Origin of the sequence: Methylobacterium sp. P1-11 (genome assembly GCF_008329595.1) — a bacterium.
In the GTDB taxonomy this organism is placed as follows: Bacteria; Pseudomonadota; Alphaproteobacteria; order Rhizobiales; family Beijerinckiaceae; genus Methylobacterium.
Genome location: NZ_NPKS01000012.1, coordinates 19,020 through 35,082 on the forward strand (window position 1 = coordinate 19,020; position 16,063 = coordinate 35,082).

Annotated in this window: 10 protein-coding genes; 3 read left to right on the top strand and 7 right to left on the bottom strand. The window is 69.4% G+C overall.

Annotated elements, in window-relative coordinates:
* The first annotated feature begins 5 nt into the window (after positions 1–5).
* Entirely contained in the window at positions 6–1,022 is a 1,017-nt protein-coding gene (locus CIW48_RS13715) for an asparaginase (protein WP_149311279.1), read from the top strand.
* Positions 1,023–1,748: 726 nt separating this feature from the next.
* Complete coding sequence (locus CIW48_RS13720; protein ID WP_149311280.1) at positions 1,749–2,282, top strand: isochorismatase family protein; 534 nt, start codon at positions 1,749–1,751, stop codon at positions 2,280–2,282.
* A gap of 74 nt (positions 2,283–2,356) precedes the next feature.
* On the opposite strand, the gene CIW48_RS13725 is transcribed toward CIW48_RS13720, so the two are convergent.
* Positions 2,357–2,953 (bottom strand): sigma-70 family RNA polymerase sigma factor, encoded by a 597-nt coding sequence (locus CIW48_RS13725; RefSeq protein WP_091777829.1) that lies wholly within the window; start codon positions 2,951–2,953, stop codon positions 2,357–2,359.
* Entirely contained in the window at positions 2,950–3,204 is a 255-nt protein-coding gene (locus tag CIW48_RS13730; RefSeq protein WP_149311281.1) for a NepR family anti-sigma factor, read from the bottom strand. Before CIW48_RS13730 ends, CIW48_RS13725 begins: the two co-directional genes overlap by 4 nt.
* 601 nt (positions 3,205–3,805) lie before the next feature.
* On the opposite strand from CIW48_RS13730, the gene CIW48_RS13735 reads away from it, so the two are divergent.
* Positions 3,806–5,497 (top strand): methyl-accepting chemotaxis protein, encoded by a 1,692-nt coding sequence (locus tag CIW48_RS13735; protein ID WP_149311282.1) that lies wholly within the window; start codon positions 3,806–3,808, stop codon positions 5,495–5,497.
* Positions 5,498–5,848: 351 nt separating this feature from the next.
* On the opposite strand, the gene CIW48_RS13740 is transcribed toward CIW48_RS13735, so the two are convergent.
* The 5 genes from CIW48_RS13740 to CIW48_RS13760 all read right to left on the bottom strand — a co-directional run bounded on the left by CIW48_RS13740 (position 5,849) and on the right by CIW48_RS13760 (position 15,535).
* Positions 5,849–6,571, bottom strand: a complete 723-nt coding sequence (locus CIW48_RS13740; protein WP_091777833.1) for an ABC transporter ATP-binding protein — start codon at positions 6,569–6,571, stop codon at positions 5,849–5,851.
* Complete coding sequence (locus CIW48_RS13745) at positions 6,564–8,612, bottom strand: branched-chain amino acid ABC transporter ATP-binding protein/permease (RefSeq protein WP_149311283.1); 2,049 nt, start codon at positions 8,610–8,612, stop codon at positions 6,564–6,566. Before CIW48_RS13745 ends, CIW48_RS13740 begins: the two co-directional genes overlap by 8 nt.
* Before the next feature lie 38 nt (positions 8,613–8,650).
* The gene (locus tag CIW48_RS13750; RefSeq protein ID WP_149311284.1) at positions 8,651–9,523 is read right to left on the bottom strand and encodes a branched-chain amino acid ABC transporter permease; all 873 of its coding nucleotides are present in this window, start codon (positions 9,521–9,523) and stop codon (positions 8,651–8,653) included.
* A 109-nt stretch (positions 9,524–9,632) separates the two neighbouring features.
* Positions 9,633–10,844, bottom strand: coding sequence for an ABC transporter substrate-binding protein (locus CIW48_RS13755; protein WP_149311285.1), 1,212 nt, complete (start codon positions 10,842–10,844; stop codon positions 9,633–9,635).
* Positions 10,845–11,533: 689 nt separating this feature from the next.
* On the bottom strand, positions 11,534–15,535 hold the full coding sequence (locus tag CIW48_RS13760; protein WP_173009264.1) for an autotransporter outer membrane beta-barrel domain-containing protein: 4,002 nt from the start codon (positions 15,533–15,535) through the stop codon (positions 11,534–11,536).
* Positions 15,536–16,063 lie beyond the last annotated feature (528 nt).

A 16,063-nucleotide genomic window follows, 5' to 3' on the forward strand; every position in this document is an offset into this window, starting at 1 on the left:
ACGGCATGGCGGCAGGATCGGGGACCGGATTGTCCAAGGTCGCGTTCATCGGCACGGGCGGGACGATCGCGTCCCTCGGCCGCGACGCCCTCGACATCCTCGACTACAGCGCCACCGACCGGCGCCTCGAGGCCGGCGCCATCCTGGACGCGGTTCCGGAACTCGCAACCGTTGCCGCCGTGGTGCCGGTGCCGTTCCGGGCGGTCCCGAGCCCCGCGATCGGGTTCGCCGAGTGGCGCGACCTCGTCCGGCTGTGCGAGCGCGTCGCGGCCGAGCACCCGGATCTCGCCGGCATCGTCATCGGGCACGGCACCGCCACCCTGGAGGAGACCGCCTACGCCCTCAGCCTGACCCTGACGATCGACCTGCCGGTGGTGCTGGTCGGTTCCCAGCGGCCGATGAGCGCCCTCTCCACCGATGCCAAGCTCAACCTTGTCGCCGCCATCCGCACGGCCGCGGCGCCGGCCTCCCGCGGGCGCGGCGTGCTGGTGGTGCTCAACGATGAGATCCAGGCGGCGCGCGAGGTGACCAAGACTTCGGTCGCCCGGCTCCAGACGTTCCGGACGCCGGATTTCGGTGTGCTCGGCCATGTCGACGGCGACAGCGTCCACTATTATCGCCGCTCCGAGCGCGCGCATGCGCCGGGCACGCCCTTCGACATCCGCCCCCTGTCCGCGCTGCCGCGGGTCGACATCGCCTATGGGTACGCCGATGCGGACGGCACCGCGGTCCGGGCCTTCCGGTCGGCAGGCGCGCGCGGCCTCGTCTCGGCCGGTCTCGCTCCCGGCATGACCCCGCCGGCCGAGGCCGAGGCCCTGGAGGCGGCGGCTGACGCCGGGATCGTGGTGGTGATGTCGACCCGGGCCGGCAGCGGTGTGGTCCCGCTCACCTCCCGGCTGCGCAGCCGCGGCATCCTGAGCGCCGACAACCTCACCCCGCAGAAGGCCCGGATCCTGCTCGCCCTGGCGCTGACCGTCACGAGCGAGCCCGAGGCTGTGGCACGGCTGTTCGCGACCTATTAGGGAGTGCTTCCCTGCCGCGACGTGGTCCCGGCGGCTCGCTCGACCCGATCAGGCTCCCGCGATCCGGCATGCCGCGCGACGGCCGCCACCGCGAGCCCGTGAGGAGCGAGCGGCTGCGCCGTCAGGCTTGGCGAAGGGGCATCACGCGGGCCGGTCGCCGGCCCCGGAAGATCATCCCGCCCCGATCAAGCCCGGGAAGCCCACGGGGCTCCGCCGCGCGCGAAACCGTCGCCGGCCTGTGGGGCGAGTCCTCAGCGCGGGCCAAGTGTGCGTTTTGGTCCATGAAGCCGCGCCGCGCCCGGATAGATCGCCGATCGGTTCGGTGCAGTCGTTCCGGGTAGCGTTGCTCCCGGACGACTGTAATCGACAAGGGCTGGATTTGGGGCCGCAGCGATCAGCATTGCCGAAGATGCTCGGAGCCGGCTCCCGCGCAGGGCGTGGCCGTCAACATGTCCGCAGAAGATCGCGCTGTCCGCTCCATCAACGGCCAGGGCGTGAAGCAGGATTATGCCATCGCCCGGCTGTGGTTCGAGAAAGGCGGCCGGTGGCGCCGATGCGACGAAGGCCCCCGGCGACATCGCACGCCGCTCGGGCGCTGACCCGGAGCGGGAGCGCGGTCCTGACGCGCATCTGTCATGCCGGTGGACGCGGTCTCAACCGGTTCGGATGCGGCGAGGATGGGTTCGCCCGTTCTTGACCGGGCCCGTCCTCAGGTTTCACTGACCGATGCCCCTGATCGACCCCGCCCGTTCGCTCCTCCTCGTCATCGACGTCCAGGTCCGGCTGATGCCGGCGATCGCCGAGGGGGGCGGGGTCATCGCCAATACCGGCCGCCTCGTCGCCGCCGCACAGTTGCTCGACGTTCCGGTCCTGGTCACCGAGCAGAATGCCGGCGGGCTCGGGCCGACCGTGCCGGCGCTGGCGCCCGAGGCCGGGACGGCCGTCCCGAAGATGAGCTTCGGCGCCACCCGGACGCCGGGTTTCCTCGAACGCCTGCCTGCGGATCGCGATCTCGTGGTCACGGGCTGCGAGGCGCATATCTGCGTGCTGCAGACGGTTCTCGGGCTGCGCGAGGCCGGGCGCCGCGCCTACGTGGTGGCCGATGCCATCGGCTCGCGGCGGATCGAGAACCGGGAGACGGCGCTCGTCCGCATGGCGGCCCACGGCGCCGAGATCGTCACCACCGAGATGGTGGTGTTCGAGTGGCTCGGCACGGCGCGGCACGAGCGGTTCCGCGACGTCGTCAAGCTCATCAAGTAGCCGTCGGCGCGGATCCCGGCCCTTGTCTCGACGCGCAATTCGCCGAACCCGTATCCGCTTCGGCGGAAGGCGGTCTAGGGACCGTCCAGGGCCGCCCGGGTCTGCGCGTCGGGGCCGATATCGTCGGTGCCGTTCATGCCCAGCACCTCGATCAGGCGCGTCCGGGCGCGGCTGACCCGGCTCTTGATCGTGCCCACGGCGACGCCGCAGATCGCGGCCGCCTCCTCGTAGGTGAAGCTCTGGGCGCCGACCAGGACCAGCGCCTCGCGCTGGGCCGACGGCAGGCGGTTCAGAGCGCTCTGGAACTGCGCCATCTCCATCCGGATCTCCTGCTCGGGGAGGGCGGTCAGGCGCCCGGCATGGACGCCGTCGGCATCCTCCACCTCGCGCTTGCGCTTGCGCTGCTCCGAGTAGAACAGGTTCCGCAGGATCGTGAACAGCCACGCGGTCAGGTTGGTCCCGCGGCGGAAGCTGTTGGCATTGACCCAGGCGCGCACCAGCGTGTCCTGCACGAGGTCGTCCGAGCGGTCGAGGTCGTAGGTCAGCGAGAACGCGAAGGCCCGCAGCGCCGGGATCGCCCCCAGCAGGAGGTCGCGCATCTCGGCGTCGACGCCCAAGGGGGCCGGGCCGGATCCGCTCCCCGCGGGAGCGGCTTGCAGCATCAGGGTCATTGCGAGGCCTCCGTGTCGGAGCAGGCGGCGAGATCGTCGAGCAGCGTCCGGAGCCGGTCCGGAATCGGCAGGGCCAGGACGCCGGCATAGTGCAGGCGCAGACCGCGCCCGATTCGGTCTCGCGCCGCGTCGTCGATCGTTCGGCCAGGGCGGCGGTCCGGTCGCGCCGGGCGGGGTGCCGGGCAGGATGAGGCTGCGGCGACGGCTCCGGCCGGGTCCGGAAGCGCTTGGTCGTGCTCGGTCCCTGACATGGTCGCGCCCCCTGCCGTCCGCGATGCGGCCCCGAGGGCCCGGCCGTCCGCCGGACCGCTGTCCCGGTCGGTTCGGCGAAGGCGCGTCGCATCGCCTTCCGGCACTGCTGGTAGGAGCGACGGATTTAATCGGCTCTGAACTGCATATTCAGCTAATTTTAATCTTCTAATGGCCCAGCTTGTACGAATTTCTTCAAAATTATGCGTAGTTACAAATCAGAAATACTTGTTTCTAGCTTGGCTGTTCAGACGATCGTTCCGCCTGCCTGAACGGAGCATGAGCGGGTCACGATCCGGGCGCAGGCCGGGCCGTACCTTGGATCGTGGCCTCAGTAAGCTCTGAGCCAGATCCGGAGGTCTGCGAGCCTGACGCTGGCGAGAGCGTTGCTGGATCCGTGTCGTCGCGTGTGGAAGCGGTACAGGCGTCCGTGATCTAGGTGAAGCGGATATGCACCTATAGAAGAATAATGACTTTCGTCAGTTCAACCAAAAATTGATTCATGCGGATTGCTTTGAAAGAAATCCAGTACCGGGTCAGTTAACTGAATTTTATCGCCGCTCATCCATGACTTCAACGTCGCTTTGGAGCTGCGCTCGGACGATGAACGCTCGGTTCTCGAAACTTTCGATCAAGCACCGGCTTGTCGGCGCACTCGGCATCCTCATCGCCGGTTTGCTTCTCGTCGACGGCGTCGGGCTTCATGCGGTCGGCACCCTCGCTGCCGACCAGAGCAGCCTCGGCAACAACACGCTGCCCAGCGTGCGGTATGCCAGCGAGTTGCGCGGCGACGTCATCGATGTGCGCGTCAGCGTCGTCAACCACATCCTCTACCCAGAAGCCGCGCAGATGCAGGCCGAGGAAGCTGCCTTGTCACAGAAGACAGAGGCCGTGGCCGCCGCGATGCGCCATTACGCGCCGTTGATCGACACTGCGCGGGAGCGTGAACTCTTCGATGTGTTCGACCGGGAATGGCAGCGCTATCTCGCGGCCATCCCCGGCGTGCTGGAACACTCGCGGACCGGCCGCAAGGAACAGGCGCTGCGCGAGAGCCTCATCGGCATCCGTCCCCATATCAAGGCGGCCTCCAAGGCTCTCGAAGAGATCGTAGCCCTGGACAATGCCAAGGGGGAGGCGGCGGTCGCGCAAGGGACAAGCACCGCATCCGGTGCCAAGCGGTTCATGCTTGCGATCGGCGCGGTCGCGCTCGTGCTTGCCACCGTGCTCGGGACAGTGATCGTGCGCAGCATCGCCGCCAGTGTCCACGCCGTGCTGGGGCCGATGCGGCAGCTTGCGGCCGGCGATCTCGCCGTCGCGATCCCGCATCAGGGCGAACGGAACGAGATTGGCCAGATCGCCGACGCCGTCCAGGTGTTCAAGGAGGCGGGGATCGAGGCGCGCCGGCTGGCCGCGCTGCAGGCCGAAGCCGACGCCGCCAAGATGCGCCGCGCCGAACTTCTCGACCGCATCACGCGCGGCTTCGAGAGGGAGGCCGGTGCGCTCACCGATGAACTGACAGAAGCCGCTACGGAGATGGAGGCGACCGCCGCATCGATGACGGAGATCGCGGCGCAGACCAACACCCTCGCCGTCAGCGTCTCGGCCGCGGCGGAGCAGACATCGGGCAACGTGCAGCGGGTGGCGAGCGCGACCGAGGAGATGGCGGCCTCCGTTCAGGAGATCAGCGGACAGGTGACACATTCGGTCGCGATTGCGGCCTCGGCCATCGCGCGCGCGCAGGAGACGGGCTGCATCATCCGAGAGTTGTCCGACAGCGCCGAACGGATCGGCGCCGCGGCGGGCCTGATCTCGGGCGTGGCGGGTCAGACCAACCTGCTCGCCCTCAACGCCACCATCGAGGCGGCGCGCGCGGGTGAAGCGGGACGCGGCTTCGCTGTGGTGGCCGCAGAGGTCAAGACGCTGGCCGAGCAGACAGCGAAGGCGACGCAGGAGATCACCGCTCGGATCGATGCGATCCAGTCTGCCACGCGCGACGCGGTCGAGGCGGTGCAGGGCGTGAGCCGCACGATCGACGCCATGTCCGGCATCGCCACCCACATCGCGTCGGCGATCGAGGAGCAGGGGGCGGCCACGCGGGAGATTGCGCGGAACGTGCAGGAGGCCGCACACGGGACCCAGCAGGTCACGGGCCATATCGGCTCGGTGCGCGAGGGGGCAAGCGATACAGGATCGGCGGCGACGCAGGTTCTCGGAGCCGCACGCACCCTTGCGGTGCGGTCCGACGGCCTCAGTCGAGCCGTCCGCAGCTTCCTGGACGAGGTTCGTGCAGCTTAGCGACGCGGCCGGGTATGGGAGCCAGCCTGCTGTCGCGGTGCCGGTCCACCGGGGACCGGCAGGGACCTTTGCGGAATCTTGGCGCTCTCCTGGCGCCGGGATGCCAGTCACCCTGCCTCCCGTCTCCGGGAGGGTGTTTTGGGCTCAGACACCCGAATCGGCCTGGGCCCCTTCGCGGATTGCCGCCCATCCACCCCTGGCGATCGGCGCGGGTAGCGGAGCCGCAATGTCGGCCGACATTCGTCCGCTCCGCCTTGAGGATGCGCAGGGCGAGCCGCGGGCCCAGCTTGTCGGCCCAGCTTGTCGGCCCTTGGCTCCCCGTCAGCCGGTCCGACCCGGCGGGCCGTGACCTCAGTGGCTGCCGCCGAGATACGCCGCGCGCACGGCCGGATCGTTGCGCATCTGCTGCGCCGGCCCCTGGAAGCGGATCCGGCCGTTCTCCAGCACGTAGGCGTGGTCGGCGACGCCGAGCGCCGCCATCGCGAACTGCTCGACGAGCAACATCGTCACCTGCTCGGCCTTGAGGAGGCGGATGATCCGGAACACCTCCTCCACGAGCTTGGGGGCGAGCCCCATCGAGGGCTCGTCGAGGAGGAGGATCTCGGGCCGCAGCATCAGGGCCCGGCCCATGGCGAGCATCTGCTGCTCGCCGCCCGACAGGGTGCCGGCGAGCTGCGTGCGCCGCTCCTTCAGTCGCGGGAACAGCTCGAAGGCCCGCGCCCGGTCGGCCGCGACGTCGCCCTTGGGTCGCGAGCCCGTCAGCCGGGGGAAGGCGCCGAGCGTCAGGTTGTCCTCGACCGAGAGCGTCGGGAACACGCGCCGTCCCTCCGGGGAATGCGCGAGGCCGAACCGGGCGACGTCATGGCTCTCGAGGCCGCCGATCTCCCGGCCATTCAGGCGGATCGAGCCGGAGCGCGGGCGGATCATGCCCGACAGGGCGCGCATCGTCGTGGTCTTGCCGGCGCCGTTGGAGCCGATCAGCGCCACGACCTGCCCCTTCGGGACCGCGAAATCGAGCCCGTGCAGCACCTCGACCTGGCCGTAGCCGGCCGACAGACCCGTGACCTCAAGCATGGGTCATCTCCTCGTCGGCGACGGGACTGCCGAGATAGGCCTCGACCACCTTCGGATCCGCCTGCACCTCACGGGCGCTGCCCTCGGCGATCTTGTGGCCGAAATCGAGGACGCTGACGCGGTCGCACAGGCCCATCACCACGTCCATGTGGTGCTCGATCAGGATCACCGTGATCCCGGCGTCCCGGATCTTGCGGATGATCGTCGTCAGCTCGGCGATATCAGGGGCGGTGAGACCCGCGGCCGGCTCGTCGAGGAGCAGCAGGACCGGGTCGAGGGCGAGCGCGCGCCCGATCTCGAGGAGCCGCTGCTTGCCGTAGGGCAGGTTGCGGGCCTCCACCTGCGCCAGGGCGCCCAGGCCCACGAAATCGAGCATCGCCATGGCGCGGGCGCGCTGCTCGCGCTCCTCCCGGCGGCGGCGCGGCGTGCCGAGGATCGCGTCGAACAGCGTGCCGCGGAAGCTGTGGTGGAGCCCGACCAGCACGTTCTCCAGCGCCGTCATCTCGCGGAAGAGCTGCACGTTCTGGAAGGTGCGGGCGACGCCGGCGGCGGCGATCTCGGAGGGGGTGCGCCCGTCGAGGCGCTTCGTGCCCTGGCCGCGGGCCAGGGTCACGCTGCCCCCGGTCGGCCGGTAGATGCCGGTGAGCACGTTCATCATCGTGCTCTTGCCGGAGCCGTTCGGCCCGATCAGCCCGTGGATCGTCCCCGGCCGCACCGTGAGGTCGACGCCGGCGAGCGCCTTGAGGCCGCCGAACTGCATCAGGGCCTGATCGACGGTGAGCAGCGGGTCGGCGCCCTTGCCGCCGCTCTGGACGCTCAGCGCCGCGCCCTCGGCGTGCAGGCTCTTGCCCTCTGCGGTGTGGGCCGGGCGCAGGGCCGGGATCATCTCGCGGACGAAGCCGACGATCCCGTCCGGCAGGTAGTACACCACGAACAGGATCATCAGGCCGAACACCGTCAGGCGGAAGTCGGTGACGGATTCGAGCAGCAGGGTCGCGGGGAAGAAAGCGAGGCACAGCCCGACCGGCACCAGCAGGGCGAACCGGTTCTCCCGGCGGCGCAGGAAGGCGAGGACGCCCACGACCAAAGCTGCGAGGGCGATGATTCCCGCCATGATCCGCACGAGCCCGATATCGGCGAGCACGTTCGGCATCATCACGATGATCGCCGAGCCGATGATCGGCCCCGCCCGCGACTTGCGCCCGCCCATCGTGACGGCGAGCAGGAACAGCACCGTGAGTTCGAACCCGTAGGAGTTCGGCGCCACGTAGCGCTCCGACCACGCGAACAGCGCGCCCGCGAGGCCGGCCAAAGCCGCCGAGATCACGAAGGCGTAGACCTTGTAGCGGTAGACGCTGACGCCCATGCAATCGCAGGCGATCGGCGAGTCGCGCAGCGCCTCGAAGGCGCGGCCGTAGGGCGAGCGCACCACGCGGTTGACGACCAGGATCGTGGCCAGCAGCGCGAGACAGACGAGATAGTAGAATTCGAGCTTGCGCCCGGCCGCGCCCCAGGGGGCCTGGAGGCCGAGGAGCGAGAAGTCGAGGACCCGGGCCGGCGGCAAGGTGATGCCGAGGGGGCCGTTCGTCAGCGGCGTCAGCTCGTTGATGAAGATCTGCACGATGGTGCCGAAGGCGAGCGTCACCATGGCGAGATAGGGGCCGGTGACGCGCAGCGCCGGCACGGCAAGCAGCACGCCGAAGGCCGAGGTGACGCCGATTCCGGCCAGGATGCCCCACCACAGGCCCAGCTTGAAGTGGAGGAACAGGACCGCCGCCGAATAGGCGCCGACGCCGAACAGGCCGGCATGGCCGAGGCTCACCTGCCCGGTATAGCCGACCACGATGTCGAGCCCGAGGATCAGGATCGCGTAGATGGCGATCACCACCATCAGGTGGATGTAGTACGAGCTCGTGACCACGTGCGGGAAGGCGGCGAGGCACACCACCAGCAGCACGGCGCCGAGGACGCCGATGTGGCGCGACAGGCTCGGAGCGGCGGCCGGGGCGGGCGCTTCGGCGGGGGCGAGGGTCTGCGCCATGGCTCAGGCTGCCGTGAAGGATGCGCGGGAGGTCAAGCTCAGACCTTCTTGATGACCGCCTTGCCGAACAGGCCGACGGGGCGGATGGAGAGGACGACGAGGAGCAGGATCAGGCCCGGCACATCCTTGTAGCCGGTCGAGATGTAGAAGCCGGTCAGCGTCTCCGCGACGCCCAGGATCAGGCCGCCGACGATGACGCCGAGGCCGGATTCGAGGCCGCCGATGATCGCCACCGCGAAGGCCTTCAGCGCCAGCACGGAGCCCATCGTGGCGCCGGTCAGGGTGACGGGCGCCACCAGCACGCCCGCGAAGGCCGCCGTCATCGCGCTGATCGAGTAGGACAGGGTGATCACCTTCTGGGTGTTGATGCCCATCAGGCCGGCGGCGTCGATGTCGTTGGAGGTTGCGACGACCGCCTTTCCCCAGATCGATTTGCGATTGAAGATTTCGACCGCGAGCATCATCAGCAGTGCGCCCGCGACGATCAGCAGCTCCATCGGCAGGATGCGCACGCCGCCGACCTGCAGGGCGGCCTCGGGGAGCGGCGAGGGGAATTTCAGGTCATCGCGGCCCCAGACGTTCTCGGCGACGTTCTTGAAGATGATGCCGAGTGCGATCGTCGCCATGATCCACCCGTACTCGGACTTGATCTTCACGGCCGGGCGCACGCCGAGGCGCTCGACCACGGCCCCGAGGGCGAAGCCGAAGACGAGGACCAGGGGGATCATCAACCAATAGCCGATGAAAGGCACCAGGGTCAGGCCGAACAGGGCCCCGAGCGCCAGCGCCTCGCCCTGGCCGAAATTCAGCGTCTTCGAGGTCGCGAAGGTGAGCTGATAGCCGAAGGCGATGGCGGCGTAGATCATGCCGACCGCGACGCCTGAAGCGATGAGCTGAAGCAGGATGGCCATGGGTCTACTGTCACCGGAGGGGCGGCCGATCCCGCAGCGGACGCCGCGGGATCGCTGGGCAGTTCGCAGACGGCCGCGCCGAGGCAAGCCCGCGCGGCCGTGCGGGACCTCAGTTCGAGGACTTCTCCTTGACGCGGACGACGCCCGCGTTCTTGGCGTCTTCGTCCTTGGCGTAGACGATCTTGCCGTCCTGCACCTTCCCGAACACGACCATGTTGCGCGAGATCGCGTTGTGGTCCTTGGCGGTGAAGGGCTTGTCGTAGGTCGTGACCACGCCCTCGACTTTCTCGTTCAGGTTCTCGAGGGCGGTGCGGATCTTCACGCCGTCGGTGCCGCCGGCCTGCTTGATCGCCGCGGCGAGGAGGTAGATCGAGTCGTAGCCCTGAGCACCGGCCACGGGGGTCGGGATCTTCGTGACGCCGTAGGTCTTGTAGTAGTTCTCCAGGAACGCCTTGCGCTTCGGCAGGGTCTGATCCTCGATGAAGGTCTGCGGCATGATCACGCCGTTGCCGTTCGCGCCGGCGATATCGATGAAGCTCTGCATCGAGGAGGGCCAGCTGGTGATCATCGGCACCTTCCAGCCGAGCTTGGCCATGCCGTTGGTGATCTGGGCCAGCTCCGGCCCGATCCCGTAGGCGAGGATCACCTCGGCGCCGGCCTGCTGCGCCTTGAGCAGCTGGGCCGTCATGTCGACGTCCTTGATGTTGAACTTCTCGACCGCGACGGGCTTCACGTTCTTCGTGGCGAGATACTTCTCGATATCCTCGCGCCCGAGCTGCCCGTAATTGGTCGAGTCCGCTAGGACCGCGATCTTCTTGTGGCCCTGGGCGAGGGCCTCGTCGACCATCAGGCCGGCCTGGAGCACGTCGTAGGCGGAGTTCCGGAAGACGTAGTTCGCCTCGTAATCCGGCTCCTTGAACTGGTTGGTGATGATCGTCCCGGTGGCGACGTTGTTGAAGACCGGGATTTCGGCCTCCTGGTAGAAGCGCTGGGCCGCGAGCGCGACGCCGGTATTGATGAACCCGACGGTGGCGACCACCTTTTCCTTGTTGATGAGTTCCTGCGCGACCTGCGCGCCGACTTCGTTCTTGGCCTCGTCGTCGCGTTCGACGAGCTGGATCGGGCGACCGAGCACGCCGCCGGCCTTGTTGATCTCGGCGGCGGCGAGCTTGGCGCCGTCGCGCATCGAGACGCCCATCGAAGACGAGCCGCCGGTATAGGGGCCGGTCAGCCCGATCTTGATCGGGTCCGCAGCCCTTGCGGAGGTCGATAATAGCGTGAACAACAGCACCGCGGCTGCCGCGCGACCTGCGAAGACCATCGTTTCCTCTCCAAGCTTCCGCTTGCGCGGCGTGCCCTTCACCGTGGCACTCTGACGGGCAGATCTCTTTGATCCAGGACGAGCCGTCAAGCTGTGGCTCTGATGAATCCCGGACGATCATTACAGTTTGTGCGGATGTGGCCGTTGAAAAGCTGCAGATGAGGAAAATTCAGGCGCGCCACCCCACCGGGCGGATTAATCGTCGTGCGCGTGCGTAGCGCGCAGGTGCGCTCCGGGGCGCAGGCATGACTTGCGGCGGATGTGTCCTGGCCATGGGGCCTGTCGCCGGGCCGGCCCGGCACGGCATGCGGGATCGGCAGGAGCGCGGGCCGCCCTGCCGCACCTCCGGGGCCGCGCAGAGGGTGAGCACCGCCTCCCCGGCCCGTGCAGAGCCGGCCACCTGCGACGGGCTCACCCGGAACCGGTCGGCCGGCTGAATCTGCGCCTCGACGAGTGCCGTGGCCAGCAGGGCTTCCCGTCGCGGATCGCTGCCTGCGTCTTGGTGGCGTAGATGCGCTTTCCGGCGAACCTCAATGGGGTGCCGGGCCTGACACCCCGGGGCCGCGCCGTTCGGCATCGTTACGGCTGCCGCTCTCGGAAGCTCTCCGAAGGTGGCAGTCAGCCAATCGCCCGGATCCGGCTCACGCTCCTGCGGTCTCGCTGTGCTGGCCGGCCCGGGTCGTCGGTGTTCACCACGCGGCCTGCAGGCCGGCGGAGAACACCTGGGCGGTGGCGCTGGGGCGGACATCGCCGGTGTAGCCCACCGACAGCTGCACGCCCTCGGCGACCGCCCCCGTCACGCTCACGCCCAGGACCGCGCCGTCCCGGCCCAGCGCGCTCGTCCGCCCCGAGAACGCCGCCCCGAACAGGTTCGACCGGGTCACCGCCGCCGTGTCGGCCAGCTCGTGCGCCCAGTACGCCCGACCCTCCAGCCGCAGGTCCTCGACCCCCGCGAACGCCACGCTCGTCACCCGCCCGCCGACCAGGCTGCGCGCCGCGTCGAGATCCGCCACTGCGAACCCCTGGCCGCCGAAGCCCTGGTTGACCAGCCCGCCCCGCTCGGACGCCCGGCCCCGTGTCAGCCGATCGTAGCTGAAGCCCACCTCCGGCACGACCTCCACCGGAAGACCCACCGCCAGCGCGTAGCCGGCAAAGCCGGACACCCCGCCGTTCCAGCCGGACGACAGGCCGCTCGCCTGCGACACCGCCGTGCCCAGCGCCACCGTCCGGTCGATCCGACCGTCCGCGTACGACACCCCCGCCGTGCCCCGCAGCACCACGGCGCCCAGGCGCGTGCTCGCGTACAGGTTGCCGCCGTAGCTGTCGGTGGTGAATCGGCCCAGCCCCGCGCCCCGCGACGTGCCGCCCTCGCGCAGGTAGCTGAACGCGCCGCCCACCTGCGTGTCCGCCCCGACCTGCCGGTCGACGCCCATCAGCAGCCCGCCCGCGTCGAACCCGGCGCCCGACGCCGCCCGGTCGCCGGCGCGCGCGCCGAACCCGTACAGCGCGTCGGCCCAGACCCGGCCCTCGCCCGCAGCCAGCGGCCGCTCCGCCGCCCCGGCGCCGCCGCGCACCTGCAGCGCCGTGCGGTTCGGACCCAGGCCCGGATCGCCCGCGCTGAACGCGCTCGCGCCGCCGCCCAGGCCACGCTGGTGCCGGTCGATCGTGTCGGCCAGCAGCCGGCGCGCGGCGAGATCGGCCATGAGCGCGTCGCCGTAGCTCTGGCCTGACAAGCTCGCCAGGCCGGCCGGCAGGGTCGCCGGGCCGGCCGCGTAGAGCGGGTCGAACACCCGCGCTCGTGCCGCGTCCGGCCGGGTGCCGGCCTCCGGGCGCGCCAGGTCGAGGGCGGCGCCCACCGCCCGGGCGTTGCCGGACTGGGCGAGGCCGAGCCCGGCGAGGTTGCCGTAGGCGGCGGGCGTGACCACGAGGTCGAGGCCGGTGGCGGCGTAGAGCGCGTCGAAGCGCGTGCCGGCCGCCAGGCCCGCCGCCGGCTGGGCGAGCCCGGTGAAGGAGCCCGACAGCCCGGCCTGCGCGCTGAGCACGCCGAAGCGTTGGCCGAGCGCCGGAGTGAAGCTGTTGGTGGCGTTCCCGGTGATGCCGCGCAGGACCGGCACCAGGGTGCCGCTGGCCGCGACCGTGCCGGTGGGCCCGAGCGCCAGGAGCCGGGCGTAGCTGCCCGCGCCGGTGCCGGTGCCCGGTCCGTCGATGTCGAGGCCGAGGCTGCTGCCGGGGTTGAACGCCACCGGGCCGAGCACGGTGAGCGTGCCGGGGGAGTTGCCCGGCCGCAGGGCGCCCGCGACCGTGACCGGGGCCGCGACGGTGCCGATGCCGCGCAGGGTGCCGACAGCCGCGACCGTGACCGGCGAGGTCCAGAGCCCGTTGAGGGAGAGCGTGCCGGCCTGGATCGTGGTCGGGCCGGAGAAGCGGCCGAGGCCGGTGAGCGTGAGCGTGCCGGTGCCGGCCTTGGTCAGGCTGGTCGCGCTCGCCGTCTCCAGGATGGCGCCGGCGTATGCCGAGGAGGCCGCACCCGTGACCGTGAGGCTGCCGTTGCCCAGAACGGCGGTGGCGGTGCCCGACAGGCTCGGGACCGCGAGGGCGCCGCCGTTGAGGTCGAGTGCGCCGGTATTGGTCAGGCTGGTGAGACCGGCGAGCGGGCCGGTGATCTGGAGGAGGCCCTGGTTGATCAGCGCGCCGTTGAGCTGGCCGGAGAGCTGGGCGAGGCCGGTGTTGGTCAGGTTGGTGGTGAGGCTGCCGTCGCTCGTGATGAGGCCTGCATTGCTGAGGCCCGCGGGCGCGGTGAGGCTGGCGGTGGGGGCGAGGATGACGGTGCCGGCATTGCTGAGCGGTCCGACGAGGCTGTAGCTGCCTCCGCCTATGACGGCCAGCGTGGCGCCGGCGGCGTTGGCGAAGGTGCCGGTGCTGGCGACCGATCCGGAGACGGCGAGAAGGCCGGCATTGTTGGCGATGGCGCCGTCGATGCGGCCGGCGCTGGCCAGCACGGTGCCGGCATTGGTCAGGCCGCCGCCGATTGTGCCGCTGGTGGCGAGGAGGCCGCTGTTGGCCACGCCGCCCGCGAGAGTGCCGGTATTGAGCGCTTGGCCGGCATTGGTCAGCCCGCCCGTGAGGGTGCCGGCGTTGCTCAAGGAGCCGCTGTTGGCCACGGCCCCGACGATCGTGCCGGCGTTGCTCAGGGAGCCGCTGTTGGTCGCGCCGCCGATGATCGTGCCGGTGTTGAGGGTCAGTCCGGCATTGGTCAGGCCGCCCGTGAGGGTACCGCTGTTGGCGAGGGTTCCGAGATTGGCGATGCTGCCGGAGACGAGGCCGGCATTGAGGAAGCTTGCGCCCGCACCGACGAGGACCGGGGCGGTGAGGCTGCCGGTGGCGGTCAGGGCCAGGGTGCCGGCGCCGACGATGGCGCCGCCCGTGACGGTGTTGGCCCCCGACAGGATTGCGGTGCCGGGCCCGGTCTTGACGAGGGTGCCCGGCTGGCTGCCGTCGGCGATCGCGCCGGCGAAGGTGGCTGTGCCGAGGTCGATCTGCAGGGTGCCGGCGCCGGCGAGGGTGAAGGGGCGGGCGGTGGTGAAGCCGTCCGTGAGGACCTCAAGGGTGCCGCTGCCGAGGGTGAGGCCGGTGCCGGCGGCGCCGAGATTGGCGTCGCGGGAGACGGCCAGCGTGCCGCCGTAGACGGCGGTGCCGCCGGCATAGGTGTTGGTGCCGGCGAGTTCCAGCGTGCCCAGCCCGGTCTTGATCAGGCCGCCGGGCCCGGAAATGTCGCCGCTCAAATTCGCGGCATCCAGCGGCGTCAGGGCTGTCGTCCCCATCAGGAACACGGGGAGGCCGGTCGTGAATTGAGAGGCCAGGCTCAAGTTGCCCTGCAGCGCGATCATCGGCCGGGCGATGAGATCCGCGCTTTCGGGGGCAATGCGCCGGTAACCTGCGAACCCGCTATCGGCGTCATAGATAAGATTGAAGCCACGAAGGATGGTGATCGTCGTGTTGATGTAGGTTGCGCCGGTGTCGCCGGTCTTCTTACTCTCGGCAAAGACGTCGCCGACGGGGGCGAGCGGATTGTTCGTGTCGCCGACCCTGAAGCTGTAAAGAGCCACGGGCGGGCTCGTACGCCCCGGCATGTAGACGGTCACGAGCGTTCCCTTGGGGATGTTCTCGCCGTCTTTGATGCTGCTGCCATCCGGGAGCTTGATATAGGCCGTGTAGACGCCGGTGTCGGGCAGAACGGTCCCGGAACCGATGGCGCCCCCGGCCTGCAGGTCACCCGGTGTCATCTGCCATTCGATGGCCGTCCCGGCATTCGGACCGGCGGTCAGTCTCAGGAACGTCGTCCCCCGCGTATTGGCAGCCGTCAGGCCAAGCTCGATGCCTTTCTGGGTAACGATATAGCCGCGTACAAGCTTGGAGGCGTCGCCCGTGGCGATCCAATCGATATTGAGCAACGGATTGGCGTCGGGCGTTCCATTCGGAAAGCCGGACGCCTCGCGGCCGAAGCCGATACCGAACATCTGCGTGGTGATCGGACCGGTCACGGCAATCCCGTTCTTCGTTTCCGACGTCACCCGCAATATCGGGACACGGGTGGAGGCGACGAACTGTTGCTTGTCCGGGTCGTAGAGGTTGACGGTCATCTCATAGAGATCACCATATAAGTAGCGGTTGCTGCTGCTGTAATTGATCATTCCTGGTCCAATGGGACGTTGGCCAGGAGCGGGCTGCCACGCTGCCGAATCTTTGCCGATGGCGATGCCGGTGGACCCTGTATCGACCTGAAAGGGGCTCGACGTGTTGCTCGAGCCGAAGCTGATGCTCAGCGTCGCACCTGCGTTGGGTGAACCATCGGGTTTCGTCGCCGCGAAGACGATGGGGGAGGTGTAGGGGATGGTGATGCTGGTCGATTTGTCTGAATAGAGACTCCAGGCGACACCCTCGGCGCGGCCAGCCGCGGCCGGCATCGAGAGCGCCATCCCGGCAAAGAGCGCCGCGCGATAACGGTCAGCGAACGTCAACACCATCGACCTGCACTTCGAGCCACGACTTCGTGACCGCGCAGGAGGGGGTGGATAGGTTAACAACTGGCAAACGAACCCGCTGGGCGGTTAGGGATTGTCTTCGCCTGATACATCGGGCGCAGCATGCGTTTTGTGCCTCCGTTCTGAGAGGAACGATGCTGTGCGGCACGCGATCGACTGTTCTGGGGCACTGGTCAA